At 44.5% G+C, this 16,004-nt stretch carries 15 protein-coding genes; 3 read left to right on the top strand and 12 right to left on the bottom strand.

Translation table 11 applies throughout. From position 1 onward, the window contains the following. Window position 1 precedes the first annotated feature (1 nt). Genes L2748_RS14830 through L2748_RS14845 form a run of 4 tightly spaced genes read right to left on the bottom strand, consistent with a single transcriptional unit; the run spans window position 2 to window position 1,845 of the window. Complete coding sequence (locus tag L2748_RS14830) at window positions 2-586, bottom strand: PilW family protein (RefSeq protein WP_373317228.1); 585 nt, start codon at window positions 584-586, stop codon at window positions 2-4. Then, window positions 522-962: a type IV pilus modification PilV family protein gene (locus tag L2748_RS14835; protein WP_220782452.1), complete on the bottom strand. Its 441-nt coding sequence runs from the start codon at window positions 960-962 to the stop codon at window positions 522-524. The genes L2748_RS14830 and L2748_RS14835 overlap by 65 nt, the downstream gene beginning before the upstream one ends. After that, window positions 959-1,438 (bottom strand): GspH/FimT family pseudopilin, encoded by a 480-nt coding sequence (locus L2748_RS14840; RefSeq protein ID WP_220782453.1) that lies wholly within the window; start codon window positions 1,436-1,438, stop codon window positions 959-961. The genes L2748_RS14835 and L2748_RS14840 overlap by 4 nt, the downstream gene beginning before the upstream one ends. A gap of 2 nt (window positions 1,439-1,440) precedes the next feature. After that, window positions 1,441-1,845, bottom strand: coding sequence for a type IV pilin protein (locus L2748_RS14845; protein ID WP_276516324.1), 405 nt, complete (start codon window positions 1,843-1,845; stop codon window positions 1,441-1,443). Window positions 1,846-2,410: 565 nt separating this feature from the next. Between L2748_RS14845 and L2748_RS14850 the strand changes: the two genes are divergently transcribed. Beyond that, window positions 2,411-2,839, top strand: a complete 429-nt coding sequence (locus L2748_RS14850; protein WP_246616225.1) for a DUF4156 domain-containing protein — start codon at window positions 2,411-2,413, stop codon at window positions 2,837-2,839. A gap of 76 nt (window positions 2,840-2,915) precedes the next feature. Here L2748_RS14850 and L2748_RS14855 read toward each other — a convergent pair whose 3' ends face one another. The 8 genes from L2748_RS14855 to L2748_RS14890 form a co-directional block, all read right to left on the bottom strand. Further along, complete coding sequence (locus L2748_RS14855; protein ID WP_220782455.1) at window positions 2,916-3,572, bottom strand: 3-oxoacid CoA-transferase subunit B; 657 nt, start codon at window positions 3,570-3,572, stop codon at window positions 2,916-2,918. A gap of 12 nt (window positions 3,573-3,584) precedes the next feature. Continuing rightward, window positions 3,585-4,325, bottom strand: coding sequence for a CoA transferase subunit A (locus tag L2748_RS14860; protein WP_220782456.1), 741 nt, complete (start codon window positions 4,323-4,325; stop codon window positions 3,585-3,587). A 94-nt stretch (window positions 4,326-4,419) separates the two neighbouring features. After that, on the bottom strand, window positions 4,420-5,313 hold the full coding sequence (locus L2748_RS14865) for a hydroxymethylglutaryl-CoA lyase (RefSeq protein WP_220782457.1): 894 nt from the start codon (window positions 5,311-5,313) through the stop codon (window positions 4,420-4,422). Next, entirely contained in the window at window positions 5,314-7,440 is a 2,127-nt protein-coding gene (locus tag L2748_RS14870) for an acetyl/propionyl/methylcrotonyl-CoA carboxylase subunit alpha (RefSeq protein ID WP_220782458.1), read from the bottom strand. It lies immediately after the preceding gene. Between the two features lies 1 nt (window position 7,441). Continuing rightward, entirely contained in the window at window positions 7,442-8,323 is an 882-nt protein-coding gene (locus L2748_RS14875) for an enoyl-CoA hydratase-related protein (protein WP_220782459.1), read from the bottom strand. 73 nt (window positions 8,324-8,396) lie between these two features. Beyond that, window positions 8,397-10,004, bottom strand: a complete 1,608-nt coding sequence (locus L2748_RS14880) for a carboxyl transferase domain-containing protein (protein ID WP_220782460.1) — start codon at window positions 10,002-10,004, stop codon at window positions 8,397-8,399. An 83-nt stretch (window positions 10,005-10,087) separates the two neighbouring features. Beyond that, window positions 10,088-11,257 carry an isovaleryl-CoA dehydrogenase gene (locus tag L2748_RS14885; protein WP_220782461.1) on the bottom strand — a complete coding sequence of 390 codons (1,170 nt, stop codon included), beginning with the start codon at window positions 11,255-11,257 and terminating at the stop codon, window positions 10,088-10,090. 99 nt (window positions 11,258-11,356) lie between these two features. Then, window positions 11,357-11,752 carry a MerR family transcriptional regulator gene (locus L2748_RS14890; RefSeq protein ID WP_220782462.1) on the bottom strand — a complete coding sequence of 132 codons (396 nt, stop codon included), beginning with the start codon at window positions 11,750-11,752 and terminating at the stop codon, window positions 11,357-11,359. A gap of 366 nt (window positions 11,753-12,118) precedes the next feature. Between L2748_RS14890 and L2748_RS14895 the strand changes: the two genes are divergently transcribed. Continuing rightward, window positions 12,119-14,023, top strand: coding sequence for a propionyl-CoA synthetase (locus L2748_RS14895; protein WP_220782463.1), 1,905 nt, complete (start codon window positions 12,119-12,121; stop codon window positions 14,021-14,023). A 287-nt stretch (window positions 14,024-14,310) separates the two neighbouring features. Further along, window positions 14,311-15,846, top strand: coding sequence for an NADP-dependent phosphogluconate dehydrogenase (gndA, locus tag L2748_RS14900; protein ID WP_220782464.1), 1,536 nt, complete (start codon window positions 14,311-14,313; stop codon window positions 15,844-15,846). The last annotated feature ends 158 nt before the right edge of the window (window positions 15,847-16,004 follow it).

Here is a 16,004-nt window from a genome sequence, read left to right on the forward strand (position 1 = left end):
CCTAACCTCCAGTTGCTTTTGTGAGAATTATTCCCGTTAACGCAATATCTATTTGCATTGGAGCGGCTGGACCGACTCCTGCTGGTTCCCCTTGCTGTGCTTGGGGAGTAATAGTAATGGATACCAGATCATCGACTCTAGTAAATTGAATATTTTGCACACCAGTTAAAATTGTCTGCGGATTTGCATCGATATCACAGAGTAAATTAACGCCATTAAGGCTATATTTTTCGGTATAAGGGGCAATCGGGCGTGAACCGTCACATGCTATGGTGTTAGCGGCTTGGTTTACGTCTAACTCTGTTGGCGAGGTAATGCTGACAATGTTTGCTTGTTTTAAACTGCGAGTAAATGTTTGGGTACTAAAGCGTAATACCTCTTGAGCGTTTTCGATATTCTTGCTGCTTAAGATAACAGAGTTTATTGAGGTGTATGCAAGTGAAACACCTAATATTAATGTCATACTAATAAGCAAGGCTATTAGTATCTCGACGATAGTAAAACCCTGTTTTTTTGATATGTTAGGGTGCATTACAGGTACTCGGCAATTGTGGAAATGCAGCGTTAATATTGATTTGGTTATCATTTATCCCTTGGTTTGGGTTGTTCACTCTTTCATCCGTCCAGCTGATGTTGATGGTGAAGTTATTATTAAATGCATTGGCTGCAGTGCCAATTAACGCCATGCTGTAACCTGTGATATCCGGCGCTAACGTATTATCGATGTAAGCTTGGTTGAATGCTTTAGCGCCATGCTGTAGATCACAGGCATCAGCCCATACCCTTTCTACTGCATTGTTTGCCTGAATCAAAGCTACTGTATATTGGAAGCTATTATTTGCGTATTGCAGAGACTTTAGTTGTCCAGCTGCTAGTGCAAGTAACGCAACAGAAGAGATAAACATAGCGATTATCACTTCAACCAAAGAAAAACCGTTTTGTTGTTTTTTTAACTGCTTCATTGGCAATTTGCCGCTTTAGTTAGCAACGTTTGGCCACTAATATATATGCAAAGAAGCCTATCATCTGTTTGGTTATCGTTATCTGTAACTAATAAATTCGCGGCAGTTATTGCACCAGTTTTGGAGATAGTCATATTTTGGAGGTTATTGACGTTGATAGATGAATGAGTTGGTGAAAACTGCGCTAATGTCCGCTCTTGTGCGGTGTCTTTGTCTATTTTTACTAACCATTTACTGCCAGTAACAACTAAATCTATTTGTTGATCGCGCTTTGCTGCTTCACTGCGGGCAAATTTAACAACACTTTGTAGTTGATTTGCGTTGGTGGTTATACGGTCATTTTTAATTTGTGCAGAGAAAGAAGGCAGAGCAACTATTGCCAAAATACCGATTATAGCCAGCACAACGAGCATTTCGATTAAGGTTATGCCCTTATTAAAATTGTTTGTTTTTAGTCGTTTCACCTGCCAAATCATGTCTATCTCCAGCAGTCATCAATTAAAGCGTTTGTTTGCCCGCTGTGATCTATGCTCAATTTGCCACAGCCATCAGTTGATTGGGCGTTTATTGGTGTTGCTGTTAAGGTAAATATTGTGGAGTCATTTAGATTACCTGGTGTAGCTATTGCTGCATTTGAAGGGCTATATTCAAAACGATAATAGTCACTCGCATCGGGGATGAAAGCGTCAGGATAGCCGCCAAGGCGAGTAAATTGTCTCTCTAAAATGGAGACTTGTTGTAATAGAAATTGCTGCACATCCGCGCGACGTGCGTCTTGCACATAATGAGTATAAGCAGGTATTGCGACAGCGTATAAGATCCCAATAATGGCAATAACTACCATTAATTCAATTAAAGTAAATCCGTTTGAAATCGCTTTCACTCTTCGCCTCGACATCACAATTTTATTGTGTGGTGGTTAAAAATGATAACGCTGTCATAACAAGATGTAAACAATTACCTGTGTAGTAATTTATATACGATATATCATTTGGTTTGGAGCGGGTTTTATGGCTTTAAAATGGCTTGATAGCTGTTTTCAACATCATTTAAAATCGTTATCTGGCGTTTGATTCTAAAGAAAAGCGGTAAAGCGATAATAAGCAAGTGAGGAGTGGTATATTCAAGTAAAACATTTTTTATCAATAACTTGGTGTGTCCCGTTAGACTTGGGTTAGCCCAACCTTAAATTTTATAATGTTTATTTTGTGTTCGTATTATTAATGTGGCGAACTTTTTACACTGAAGTATAATCTAAAGCTGATGAGGATTTTTACCACACTAATCTTGTAACCTGATAACGATTATCTAAGTGAGAATTTACCTCACCTCAAAGCTGTCTGCTAAATAAAAGAGTTCAGCGTGATGTCTTAAAACTAGAATAGGGTGATTCCTTTTAGTTCGAAAAGTCTATATTATCGCCTCCCTTTAATTTTTGACTGTTAACAATGAAACTTGTAAAACTGGCTACGATCGCACTTTTATGTTCGAGCCTTACTGCCTGCATTACCTTTCCAACTGCTGAATCCAACACGGTAAAAGTGCTGTGGGATGACACCGATGCTTTACTTGGTTGCGCTCATAAAGGCACTGTTATTGGTTCACAAGGTCATTTTTATGACTATTGGCTGCATGCCGATAAGGATATGGTGTGGGGCACGCTTAATGAAATGCGCATTAAAGCTGCCAAGCTAGGGGCTGATACCATTTATCTGTACAAGCCACTTGGTTTTACAGGCTCGGTGACAATGATTGCTAACGCATATGATTGTGAAGCTCCAGTAGCAGCCACAGTAGTAGAATCTACTACTGATTCGACAACAGATTCTGTTAACGTTGTAAAACCGACTGTTAATGAAGCCTTAGCTGCAAAATAGCTTTAGTTATAAAAACGCAGCCAATTGGCTGCGTTTTTATTGGTATATACCTTTAGGCTGTTTTAGTTAGCATTGGCTAAAATGTCATCTCAGGCACATGCTCTGGTACCACTAGTTTACCAGCGGTCTTTGAGACGATTTCTTCTACCGATACTCCCGGTGCACGTTCTAGAAGATGAAACGCACCATCTTTGATTTCCATAAAGGCTAAATCAGTCAATACCCGTTTGATGCAACCAAAACCTGTAAGTGGCAGTTCGCACTTAGGCAGCAGTTTTGAATTACCTTTCTTATCGGCGTGCATCATGGTGACGATGATATTGTCAGCGCCTGCCACTAAATCCATAGCGCCGCCCATGCCTTTAATCAATTTGCCAGGGATCATCCAAGAAGCGATTGAGCCTTGCTCATCAACTTCAAATGCACCAAGTACGGTTAAATCTACATGGCCGCCACGGATCATGGCAAAGCTTTCACTTGATGAGAAAAACGATGCACCATCAACCGCGGTGACAGTTTGCTTACCAGCGTTAATTAAGTCTGCATCGATGGTGTTTTCAGTCGGGAATTCGCCCATACCTAATAAACCATTTTCAGACTGCAGCATCACGTCAATGCCTTCAGGGATGTAGTTGGCCACTAAAGTTGGAATACCAATACCCAAATTAACGTAAAAACCATCTTGCAGTTCTTTAGCAACACGTTGTGCCAGTTGTTCTCTTGATAATGCCATGGTGTTGCCTCCTTATGCCTTGTCTGCAGTGGTTGGTTTTACGGTGCGCTGCTCGATACGCTTTTCAAATGTGCCTTGAATAACTCGATCAACATAAATGCCCGGCGTGTGAATATGGTCAGGGTCTAGCTCACCTGGCTGTACGATATGTTCAGCTTCTACCACAGTGATTTTGCCTGCGGTTGCCATCATAGGGTTAAAGTTAGCCGCTGTTTTACGGAATACTAAGTTACCCATAGTGTCAGCTTTCCAGGCTCGTACAAGTGCGAAATCGGCTTTTAGTGCTGGCTCCAATACATAGTGACGACCGTCGATTTCACGGGTCTCTTTCCCTTCTGCAACGGGGGTGCCGTAACCTGTAGCGGTAAAGAATGCTGGAATACCAGCACCGCCAGCACGAATTTTTTCAGCCAAAGTGCCTTGTGGAGTCAAGATAACGTTGAGCTCACCCGACAACATCTGTTGCTCAAAGGTGGCGTTCTCACCGACATATGAGGCAATCATGGTATCGATTTGACGGCTTTTTAATAACAGACCTAAACCAAAGTCATCAACGCCGGCATTGTTTGAAATTGCGGTAAGCCCGGTTACGCCAGTTTTAACCATTTGTGCGATTAAGCCTTCAGGGATACCGCACAAGCCAAAACCACCGACCATAACGGTCATGTCGTTAGTTAGGCCTGCGAGGGCTTCCTCGTAACTTGTTACTACCTTATTCAGCCCTTTATTTGGCTCTTGATTTAGTCCTGCCATTTTTGTTATCTCCATATTCTGTCAATGCTAGGACCTTGGACCTAGGATCTTCTTGCTCTTTATTCGCTTAAGGCTATCTATTCGCTGATGGCTCTTAACTTAGCGCTCTGGCCACTTTTGAGCCAGACTGACGGCCCAGTGCTTGGCTAATCTTGTTGCCTGCATTCACCAGCTTGTTTAAATCGATACCCGTTTCTATTCCAAGCCCATGCAGCATATACACTAAGTCTTCAGTGGCTAAATTGCCTGATGCGCCTTTTGCGTAGGGGCAGCCACCAAGGCCTGCAACCGACGAGTCAATTACGCTAACGCCAGTTTCTAAACACGCGAGGATATTGGCGAGCGCTTGGCCGTATGTGTCATGAAAATGCAGCGCGAGCTTTTCAACTGGCACCACTTGAGCAACGGCTTCTACCATTCTACGGGCTTTACCTGGTGTGCCAACGCCTATGGTGTCGCCAAGTGAAATCTCATAGCAGCCCATTTTGTAAAGTAATTCAGACACGCGAGCTACTTCACTAACCGCGATTTCGCCTTCATAAGGGCAACCTAACACGCAAGAAACATAACCACGTACAGGGATGTTTTTGGCTTTAGCCAGCTCCATCACTGGGATAAAGCGCTCAATTGATTCTGCAATTGAGCAGTTAATATTTTTTTGGCTAAAGCTTTCTGAGGCTGCACCAAAAATAGCAACTTCATCGGCGCCAGCGTCAAGCGCAAGTTCCAAGCCTTTTAAATTGGGAGTCAATGCACTGTATGTTACGTCGCTATGTCGGGTAATATTTGAAAGCACATCAGCAGAATCTGCCATTTGTGGCACCCATTTAGGCGACACAAAACTAGCAGCTTCAATGCGCTTTATCCCTGCAGTAGCTAAGTCTTCAATGAGTACGACTTTATCTTGAGTCGTCACAGGCTTTTCATTTTGCAGGCCATCGCGAGCACCCACTTCAAAGATGCTGACCTTGTTGGGATAAGCAGCCATCTATGCAGTTTCCTCGGTTTTAGCTGATTCAGATTCAGCCGCTTCAACTGCAGCTTCTACTTCTGCTAGCAACATACCGTCACTCACCAGTTCACCGGCTTCAAAGAAAAATGCACTGACGATGCCGTCAAATGGGCTTTCTATGGTGTATTCCATCTTCATGGCTTCCATCACCATAATACCTTGGCCAGCTTTGACGCTATCACCGACGGCGACAAGTTGCGTCACAATCGTGCCGTTCATCGGCGCCTTGAGTTTATCTTCAAGATTATCTTGCTCTTCAATCACTTCAGATTGCAGTGCGCGGTAGTGATAGCTGGTGGAATCAATAAACAGGGTAAAGTCATCGCCTACTTGGCTAACAGGCAGGCTGATTTTATGACCGTTAGTTTTATCGCTATGACTCTTACTCGCCATTTGCTCAGTATTGTCACTATCGAGTTTTTGCAGGCTGATCTCGGCGTGCAGGATCTCAGCCACTAATTCGCCTGTAAGGGTAATTAGGCAATCATCAAGTTGTAGCTGATATTGCGACTGGCCAGCAACTTGTGTCTCGATTAAATCAAGATGATTAATCTGATGATTGTCATCTAACAGCGCCACCTGATGTCTGTTGGCATTATTGAGTCTAAAGCCGCTGTTATTGCTCCATGGAGAATAAGGATCATGGCTTGTTTGCGCGGCAACTTTTGCTTGTTGTTTGCGAACACAAAGTTGATAAAGTGCTGCTAAGCCTAGGGCAATTTTTTGTTGCTCAGGGCTTACTGCCGACTGTGTTAATAACCCCTCGCCATAGCGCTCGATAAAGTCGGTGCTAAAGTCGGCATCCTTAAACGCCGTGTGTTTAGCAATATTGGCTAAGAATTCAATATTGTGTTTAAGGCCACTGATTTGATAATCATCTAAGGCATGCACTAAGCGCTGCAGAGCACGAGGGCGTGACTCATCCCAAGTGATAAGCTTAGAGATCATTGGGTCGTAAAAGTTACTGATCACGTCATTTTCACGCACGCCTGAGTCGATACGTACAAATTGGCTTTGTTTAGGCTCACGTAAAAAATCAAGCTTGCCGCTGGCGGGTAAAAAATCATTTTGCGGATCTTCAGCGTAAATACGGGCTTCAAAAGCATGACCAGTAATTTTCACTTCACTTTGTTTTAGCGGCAACTCACTACCGCTGGCAACCATTAATTGCCATTTGACCAGATCTTGGCCTGTTACCAGCTCTGTTACAGGATGTTCAACCTGCAGACGGGTATTCATCTCCATAAAATAGAAGCTGTCATCGGTATCTAATAAAAACTCTACGGTACCTGCGCCTTCATAATTAATGGCTTGGGCTGCAGCAACCGCAGCTTCGCCCATTTTTACTCTTAGGGCATCGCTTAAACCTGGTGCAGGGGCTTCTTCAACCACTTTTTGGTGACGGCGTTGAATTGAGCAGTCACGATCTGACAAGTAAATACAGTTACCTTGGCTGTCGGCAAAGACTTGTACTTCAACGTGGCGCGGCTGTCTCAGGTAACGTTCCATCAGGAGTTTGTCGTTACCAAAAGAGCTAATGGCTTCACGTCTGGCTGAATTAATCGCTGCAAGTACTTCATTGCTACTTTCAACAATGCGCATACCTTTACCACCGCCGCCAAAGGCCGCTTTTATCAGTAAAGGAAAGCCCATTTTATTGGCTTCATTAACCAGCAAGTCATCATCTTGTGCATCGCCGTGATACCCAGGCACTAACGGCACATTGGCGGCGCCCATAATCTCTTTAGCGGCACTTTTGCTGCCCATTGAATCAATTGCAGCAGCACTTGGGCCAACAAAGGCGATATTAGCTTTCTCGCATTTAAGTGCGAACTCGGCATTTTCAGATAAAAAGCCATAACCTGGGTGAATAGCCTGCGCGCCTGACTGCTTGGCGATATCAATAATTAAATCGCCTTTAAGGTAAGAGTCTGCGGGCGCGCTACCACCTAAGTAAAAGGCTTCATCGGCCATGGCAACATGGCGAGCATTGATATCGGCATCTGAATATAAGGCTACAGTGCGCACGCCCATAGCTTTTGCAGTATCGATGATACGGCAAGCAATTTCGCCGCGATTGGCAATTAGCAATTTAGTGAACATATTATTTGGCTCCTTGCCCGCTGGCGTTTTGGTTATTATTTTTTGTTGCCGCGTTAAAGTCGGTCGTAGTTGGCCATTGTGGTGCGCGCTTTTCAAAAAAGGCATTTAGGCCTTCTTGGCCTTCATCAGATACTCGGATGCGGGCGATACGCTCGCTGGTGTGATCTAATGTCTGTTGATTTATCTCACCATTTTCTAAGGTAGATAGCAGTGCTTTTGCCCACGCCATACCTTGTGGGCTGTTACTCTGCAGTGACGCAATAATCGGCTGTGCTGCTGCGTCGAGATCGTCATTTACTTCATGGATAATTTGCAGCTCAAGCGCCTTTTTCACATCAAATCGCTCGGCGGTTAGCATGTAGCGCCTTGCTGCACGCTGCCCCATAGCACGGGTGACATAAGGGCTAATAACTGCAGGAATAAGCCCCAATTTGACTTCGCTTAAGCAAAAGCTCGCACGCTCATTGGCAATGGCGATATCGCTGCAACAAATAAGCCCGAGTGCGCCACCAAAGGCGGCGCCTTGAACTAAGGCAATAGTAGGTTTTGGAAATTTATCAAGCACTGACATCAGCTTAGCCAGCTCATTGGCGTCAGTTAAGTTTTGTTCAAAATCCATCTTGGCTTGTTTGCGCATCCAGTTAAGATCGGCGCCAGCGCTGAAGTTTTTACCATTGGCTTTAAGTACTAATACTTGGCACTCTGAGTTAACCGCAAAATGCTCCAGTACTTGGATCATTTCGCTTATCATCACTTCATCGAAGGCGTTATGTTTATCGCTGCGATCAAGCACCATTTGCGCTACGCCGTTATCGACGGAGCAGTTTACAAATTGTAATTGCTCAGCGAGTTGTTCTGTTTGGCTAGTGGCTAGGTTATTCATTGTTATCGATCCATTTTATTATCAACCATTGTTTTAGCTAAGTAGGTGTTCTATTTGAAATAGCGCTTAGCTACTACATACGGAACACACCAAACTTAGTGTCTTCAATTGGCGCATTTAACGCCGCAGACAAGGCTAAACCAACAACATCACGGGTTTGCGCTGGGTCGATAATGCCGTCGTCCCACAAGCGGGCGCTGGCATGGTACGGATGACCCTCCTTGTCATACTGCTCGACAATTGGCTTACGGAAATCTTGTTCATCAGACTCTGACCATTCAACGCCTTTACGGGCGAGGCCGTCACGTTTAACTGTGGCTAATACACCAGCTGCTTGTTCACCGCCCATCACCGAGATGCGAGCATTAGGCCACATCCACATCATGGTTGGTTCAAATGCGCGGCCACACATACCATAGTTACCTGCACCATAACTGCCGCCAATAATCACAGTAAATTTAGGCACATTGGCACAAGATACTGCGGTCACCATCTTGGCGCCGTGCTTTGCTATGCCTTCATGTTCATACTTTTTACCCACCATAAAGCCGGTGATATTTTGCAGGAACAACAGCGGGATTTTACGCTGGCAACACAGCTCAATAAAGTGCGCGCCTTTTTGCGCCGACTCTGAGAACAAGATGCCGTTGTTAGCGACAATGCCAACTGGGTAGCCATGAATGCGAGCAAAACCGCAAACTAAGGTATTGCCATAGTTAGCTTTAAACTCATCAAAATCTGAGTCATCCACTAAACGCGCAATCACTTCTTTTACATCGAATGGTTTTTTAAGATCGGTACCGACGATGCCGTATAGCTCGTTGATATCAAATTTGGGCGGTTTAACTGGGCTAAGCTGAGCTGCGATCTCTTTTTGATGATTAAGGCGAGTCACCGCTTTGCGGGCAAGCTCTAATGCGTGTTCATCGTTTTGTGCCATATGGTCGGCAACACCTGATATTTTAGTATGCACTTCAGCGCCGCCAAGCTCTTCAGCTGTCACTTCTTCACCGGTTGCGGCTTTTACTAACGGCGGTCCCGCTAAGAAGATGGTGCCTTGCTCTTTAACGATAATCGACTCATCTGCCATTGCAGGTACATAAGCGCCGCCTGCAGTACAAAGTCCCATTACCACCGCGATTTGTGGAATGCCTTTAGCAGACATCTGCGCTTGGTTATAGAAGATACGACCGAAATGGTCTCTGTCTGGGAATACTTCATCTTGGCGGGGCAGGTTAGCGCCGCCAGAGTCGACCAAATAGATACAAGGAAGGTGACAACGGCTAGCAATATCTTGGGCGCGTAAGTGCTTTTTCACGGTGACAGGGTAATAAGTGCCGCCTTTTACGGTAGCATCGTTGGCAATAATCATGCACTCAACGCCACTAACTCGACCAATACCCGCAATTACACCCGCTGCTGGCACCACATCTTCATAAAGCTCATAAGCGGCAAACTGCGAGATCTCTAAAAAAGGAGAGCCGGGATCTAATAGCTTTTCAACTCGTTGACGTGGTAGAAGCTTGCCACGTGATAGATGACGGTTACGCGCGACTTCTCCGCCGCCTTGTTCAATTTGATGGAGTTTTAGTTTTAAGTCTTGAACCACAGTTGCCATGTCATCAAACTTGGCTTTGAATTCATCGCTACGGGCATTAATACGGCTGCTTAGTTGCGTCACAATTTCAATCCTTTTGAAGCTGTTTGAGTGAGGCGGCGTCGAGCAGCCGCCTTGATGCTTGTCTGTTTATAGAAAGGCTTAGGCTACTTAGATTCGTTAAAGAGTTCGCGGCCAATTAGCATACGGCGAATTTCTGAGGTGCCGGCGCCAATTTCATAGAGCTTGGCATCACGTAGTAAACGGCCTGTGGCGTATTCGTTGACGTAGCCATTGCCGCCTAAAAGTTGAATTGCATCTAATGCCATTTTGGTGGCAAGCTCTGCTGAGTAAAGGATTGCACCAGCGGCATCTTTACGAGTAGTTTCACCACGATCGCACGACTTAGCCACGTTGTAGATATAAGATTTTGCAGCGTTCATGCCGGTGTACATATCGGCAAGCTTGCCTTGAACAAGCTGGAACTGCCCAATTGATTTACCAAATTGCTCACGCTCATGAATGTATGGCACAACAATATCCATACATGCCGTCATAATGCCGAGAGGGCCACCTGATAGCACAACACGTTCGTAATCAAGGCCGCTCATCAACACTTTTACGCCGTTGTTTAGACCGCCAAGAATATTCTCTTCTGGTACTTCACAATCTTCAAATACCAGTTCACAGGTGTTTGAACCGCGCATGCCGAGTTTGTCGAGTTTTTGCGCGGTGCTGAAACCTTTATAGCCACGCTCAACGATAAATGCAGTAATGCCTTGGGCACCTTTATCAAGATCGGTTTTAGCGTAAATCACATAGGTATGGGCATCTGGACCATTAGTGATCCACATCTTGTTGCCGTTGAGTATGTATCTGTCACCCTCTTTACGGGCATGCAGTTTCATTGAAACCACATCTGAACCCGCATTCGGTTCACTCATGGCCAGCGCGCCAATATGCTCACCTGTGATTAGTTTTGGCAGGTATTTGGCTTTCTGCTCACTATTACCGTTACGGTTAATTTGGTTAACGCAAAGGTTTGAGTGTGCGCCGTAACTTAAGCCAATAGATGCTGAGGCGCGAGATATCTCTTCCATTGCCACAACGTGGGCTAGGTAGCCCATATCGGCGCCGCCATACTCTTCAGATACAGTAACGCCTAATAGACCCATATCACCTAAAACTGGCCAAAGCTCGTTAGGAAAGGCGTTATCTCGGTCGGTTTTTTCTGCTAATGGCGCGATTTCGTTAGCGGCAAAACTTTGTACTGCATCACGCAGCATATCGACGTCTTCACCAAGGCCGAAATTTAGAGATGTGTAGAGTTGGGTCATTTGCTTGTGTCCTGTCAATTTTGTTTGGTTTAAAGCTCACCGATCTTTGCCGAGATGCTTATTTAACTATGGTTAATCGCCTTTATTTAGGCTTTATTATTAGGTGTTGTTTGCAAGTGCATCGCGGCATTGTTGCTCGGCAGAATTGAGCTCCATTAACACCACTTTGATATCGTCCATTTGCTGCTGTAGTGAGACTTTCTTTTCTTCTACTAGCTCAAGCATGGTGTGCAATTGACTGCTGCTGTTTTTATCGGCATCGTATAGTTCGAATAATCGACGAGTTTCAGCCAGTGAAAATCCTAAACGCTTACCACGAAGGATAAGTTTCAGTCTGACTCTATCTTTAAGACTGTAGATCCGTGTTTGACCACGACGTTTAGGTTTAAGAAGACCTTGGTCTTCATAGAAACGAATACTACGGGTGGTGATATCAAACTCTTTTGATAAATCACTGATCGAGTAAGTCGTTTGTGAAAGCTGAGTTTCTGCCATCAAAAAACACCATATTTATTTACATTTACTGCACGATATATGAAGTTTACGTAAAGGTAAAGTTTGTGTGGTTTAGCTCACATTGTTTTCATGTCAATTGCAGTTTCCACAAGCGAATACGAATAAGTATTTTCGTCTGCAAGCTACAAACACTTACTGTTGCTTAAGTTATTGTTTAAAAGTGTTTTATTTTTTACTTTTATGCTGTGTTTAAGCTGTTTAACTGCGAGTTCACTTACTTATTCTAAGGTCTAATGGGGATTTGTTAATCGTCGGAGCATAATGCTATTAGACCTTAAGCGAATAAAAAGTCATCGCAACAAGAGCGTTTAATCGCCATGCACAAGCAAACAGGGAGTCAGTATTGTGAAACAAAAGCATAAACAATTGCATGCTAAGTCAATTAACCAACCCGAGGAGTTCTGGGCTGACGCAGCTAATCAAATCGACTGGCATACTTGTTGGAATAGCGTGCTTGATGACAGTGATGCGCCTTTTTATCGATGGTTTGCTGGTGGCAAGATGAACACTTGCTATAACGCGGTCGATAGACATGTGGCTCAGGGAAGAGGAGAGCAGATCGCGCTGCAATATGTTAGCCCTGTAACTGATTGCGAATATTCTATCACTTACCGAGAATTACTCGCGCAGGTAAGCAGACTGGCTGGATACATGGATTCAATTGGCGTTAAAAAGGGCGATAGGGTGGTGATTTATATGCCCATGGTGCCAGAAACAGCCTTTGCTATGCTAGCTTGTGCACGTATTGGGGCTATCCACTCTGTAGTGTTTGGTGGCTTTGCTGCTAATGAACTGGCAACTCGCATAAATGATGCTAAACCTAAACTGATTTTATCGGCCTCTTGCGGTATTGAACCTTCGGGCGTTGTACCCTATAAACCGCTACTCGATGATGCTCTTTTGCAGGCATCACATAAGGTTGAGCATTGCTTAGTGCTAAATAGAAGTCAGCTTGAAGCAGAGCTTTTACCCCAGCGAGATCGAGATTGGCAAAGTGCGGTTGCAGCAGCACCTGATATTGGCTGTGTGCCACTTGATGCGACCGACCCACTCTATGTCTTATATACCTCAGGTACAACGGGCCAACCTAAAGGCGTAGTGCGGGATAATGGTGGTCACGCGGTCGCACTGACTTGGTCAATGAAGCATATTTACGACATCGACTGTGGCAATACCTTTTGGGCAGCATCTGATGTGGGCTGGGTCGTTGGCCACTCTTATATTGTTTATGGTCCATTATTGGTCGGCGCGACCAGTATTATGTATGAAGGTAAACCTATTGGTACGCCCGATCCCGGTGCGTTTTGGCGCACAATTGCTAAATATAAGGTTAAAAGTTTTTTTACTGCGCCAACGGCGATTCGTGCCATTAAACGAGACGATCCCAATGGCAACTATCTACAAGACGTAGACTTAGGTTGTTTGAAGAATGTGTTTCTAGCGGGTGAGCGCTGCGATCCAGACACTTTACACTGGTCAGAAGATACACTGAAAAAACCAGTCATTGATCATTGGTGGCAAACTGAAACCGGCTGGCCTGTGGCGGCAAACTTGATGGGGTACGCGCCAGTTGAGGTCAAAGCGGGCTCGCCTGCATTAGCTGTGCCCGGTTATCAAATTGATGTAGTCGATGTGATGGGCGATGAAGTTAGCGCTAATGAGTCTGGCAATGTGGTAATAAAATTGCCGTTACCACCGGGCACTTTAACCACGCTTTGGCAAAACGAGCAGCGTTATCAAGATAGCTATTTATCTATGTATCCGGGTTATTACCTCACTGGTGATGCTGGTTATAAGGATGAAGAGGGTTATCTGTATATTATGAGTCGTATTGACGACATTATAAATGTTGCAGGGCACAGATTATCGACTGGACGTTTCGAAGAGGTGCTGTGCCAGCATGAAGCGGTTGCTGAGGCGGCGGTAATTGGTGTTAAAGATGCTTTAAAAGGTCAAGTACCACTGGGTCTGGTGGTACTTAAACATGGCGTGACGCTCAATGAAGAGCAACTTAATCAAGAATTAATGGCTTTGGTCCGTCAAGAAATCGGTCCAGTAGCAGCATTTCGGCTGGTAAGTGCAGTGCAAAAGCTGCCCAAAACCCGTAGTGGCAAGATCCTTCGCGGCACAATGCGCAATATAGCTGACAACCAAAGCTATAAAATGCCCGCAACCATTGAAGATCCAGCTACTTTAGATATTGTACGTAACACCTTGACCCGTATGGGGTATGCCGATGCTCACGTATGAGTTTATTATCCGTATAGCAAAACGAGCGGGTTATTTTGTTTGAATAGTCAAAGCGTCCAGTCGATTTTAAAGCTGAAACCTAGGTTTCAGCTTTTTTGTTTTTGAACTAGATTAAAGCGATTAAGGTGATTTGTTAACTCGTTAGCCTTTATCTAGTAATTAAGTTACCAAAGTCTGTATAATCGCTAACAAAATTAAACCCATCACAGCAATAAGCAATGGTATCGATTGTTGCTTATAAAAAATAATAGATGGGTAACTCTCTGTGACCTACGGAACTAATCTACATGAATAACCAAAATCAGCTTTATGATATCGGTGTAATTGGCTTAGGTGTAATGGGCAAGAACCTTGCACTAAATATAGCTGACAACCAGTATAAAGTTGCAGCGTTTGATCTTGACGCACATAAAGTGCAAGACACTGTGCAGCAAGAAGAACGTGAGCGTAAACAGTACCTAAAACAGATAACAGAGCCGCGGATCTTAGGCTGTAACAATCTTTCTGAAATGTTATCTAAATTAGAAAAACCACGTGTATTACTGCTTTCAGTGCCTGCTGGCGCACCAGTAGATGGTGTGTGTAAATCGCTAATCGAAGCGGGTATCGAAAGCGATGATATCGTCATTGATACTGGCAATAGTCTGTGGACGGATACGGTTGAGCGTGAGCAGCGTTATAGTAAAGACTTTGCATTCTTTAGCTGCGCAGTTTCGGGTGGTGAAGTCGGTGCGCGGTTTGGCCCGTCTTTAATGCCAAGCGGCAGTTTAACCGCTTGGAATCGCATCGAACCAATTTGGCAGGCGATTGCGGCTAAAGTGGATGCTAAAACTGGTTTACCAATTGAGCGTTTTGAGCCTGGTAACCCAGTCATCGAGGGCGAGCCTTGCACAACTTATATTGGTCCTGCGGGTTCAGGCCATTATGTGAAAATGGTACATAACGGCATTGAATATGCTGACATGCAGCTGATTTGTGAAGCTTACCAATTACTTCATCAGGGCTTAGGTTTAACTGCGGCAGAAGTTGGCGATGTATTTGAGCGTTGGAACCAAGGTAGCTTAAATAGCTACTTAATGGAGATAAGTGCCGATGTGCTTAAGCAGGCCGATCCATTAACTGGCGCGCCATTGGTTGAGATGATCCTCGATAAAGCTGGCCAAAAAGGCACAGGATTGTGGACAGCGGTCAGCAGCCTGCAAATAGGTTGCCCAGCGCCAACAATCGCCGAAGCCGTATATGCGCGAGCGGTGAGTACTCAAAAGTCTCAAAGACAGCAATTAAACCAGTTGTTATCCGGCCCTTCTGAGTCTATTAAAGTGGAAGAGCAGCAAGCCTTTATCAATCAGCTTGAAAATGCACTCTATTGCGCTAAAGTTTCTTGTTATGCCCAAGGCTTCCAGTTGATGGCGATGCAAGCTAAAGAGCAAGGTTGGCAGTTAGACTTTGCTGAAATTGCTAAGATTTGGCGAGCAGGCTGTATTATCAGAGCCACATTCTTGCAATCAATTACTCAAGCTTATCAGCAAGATAGTGAACTTGAGAATCTATTGATGGCAGATACGTTTGCTAAAGGATTATCTGATAAACAACATGATTGGCGTATAGCGGTTTCGACAGCGGCTATGGGCGGTATTCCTGCGCCGTGTATTAGCTCTGCGCTGGCCTATTATGACAGTTACCGCAGCGTCACATTGCCTGCAAATTTGCTGCAAGGTCAACGTGACTATTTTGGCGCGCACACTTTTGAGCGTACCGATAGACCTGCAGGTGAAAAGTACCATTTAAACTGGAGCAGCGATCGCTGTTTACACAAGGTTTAACCCTATCGAGCTAAATTAATTAACAAAATAAAAAGCCCTTTAATTAGGGCTTTATAGGGTTATTAATATGTCCCGTCCTGAGATAAGTTGACACTTTGGAGACTTATCTATGAAACCCTCAGGTGCAATCCGCAGTAAACGTACACAACGTGACTACA

This window comes from Shewanella sairae, assembly GCF_023283535.1.
GTDB lineage: Bacteria > Pseudomonadota > Gammaproteobacteria > Enterobacterales > Shewanellaceae > Shewanella > Shewanella sairae.

Coding starts and splice junctions, on each gene's coding strand:
- L2748_RS14875 (WP_220782459.1), bottom strand. CDS start 8,323: ATGAATAACCTAGCCACTAGCCAAACAGAACAACTCGCTGAGCAATTA.
- L2748_RS14840 (WP_220782453.1), bottom strand. CDS start 1,438: ATGATTTGGCAGGTGAAACGACTAAAAACAAACAATTTTAATAAGGGC.
- L2748_RS14850 (WP_246616225.1), top strand. CDS start 2,411: ATGAAACTTGTAAAACTGGCTACGATCGCACTTTTATGTTCGAGCCTT.
- L2748_RS14885 (WP_220782461.1), bottom strand. CDS start 11,257: ATGACCCAACTCTACACATCTCTAAATTTCGGCCTTGGTGAAGACGTC.
- L2748_RS14835 (WP_220782452.1), bottom strand. CDS start 962: ATGAAGCAGTTAAAAAAACAACAAAACGGTTTTTCTTTGGTTGAAGTG.
- L2748_RS14865 (WP_220782457.1), bottom strand. CDS start 5,313: ATGGCTGCTTATCCCAACAAGGTCAGCATCTTTGAAGTGGGTGCTCGC.
- L2748_RS14860 (WP_220782456.1), bottom strand. CDS start 4,325: ATGGCAGGACTAAATCAAGAGCCAAATAAAGGGCTGAATAAGGTAGTA.
- gndA (WP_220782464.1), top strand. CDS start 14,311: ATGAATAACCAAAATCAGCTTTATGATATCGGTGTAATTGGCTTAGGT.
- L2748_RS14830 (WP_373317228.1), bottom strand. CDS start 586: ATGATAACCAAATCAATATTAACGCTGCATTTCCACAATTGCCGAGTA.
- L2748_RS14870 (WP_220782458.1), bottom strand. CDS start 7,440: ATGTTCACTAAATTGCTAATTGCCAATCGCGGCGAAATTGCTTGCCGT.
- L2748_RS14855 (WP_220782455.1), bottom strand. CDS start 3,572: ATGGCATTATCAAGAGAACAACTGGCACAACGTGTTGCTAAAGAACTG.
- L2748_RS14890 (WP_220782462.1), bottom strand. CDS start 11,752: ATGGCAGAAACTCAGCTTTCACAAACGACTTACTCGATCAGTGATTTA.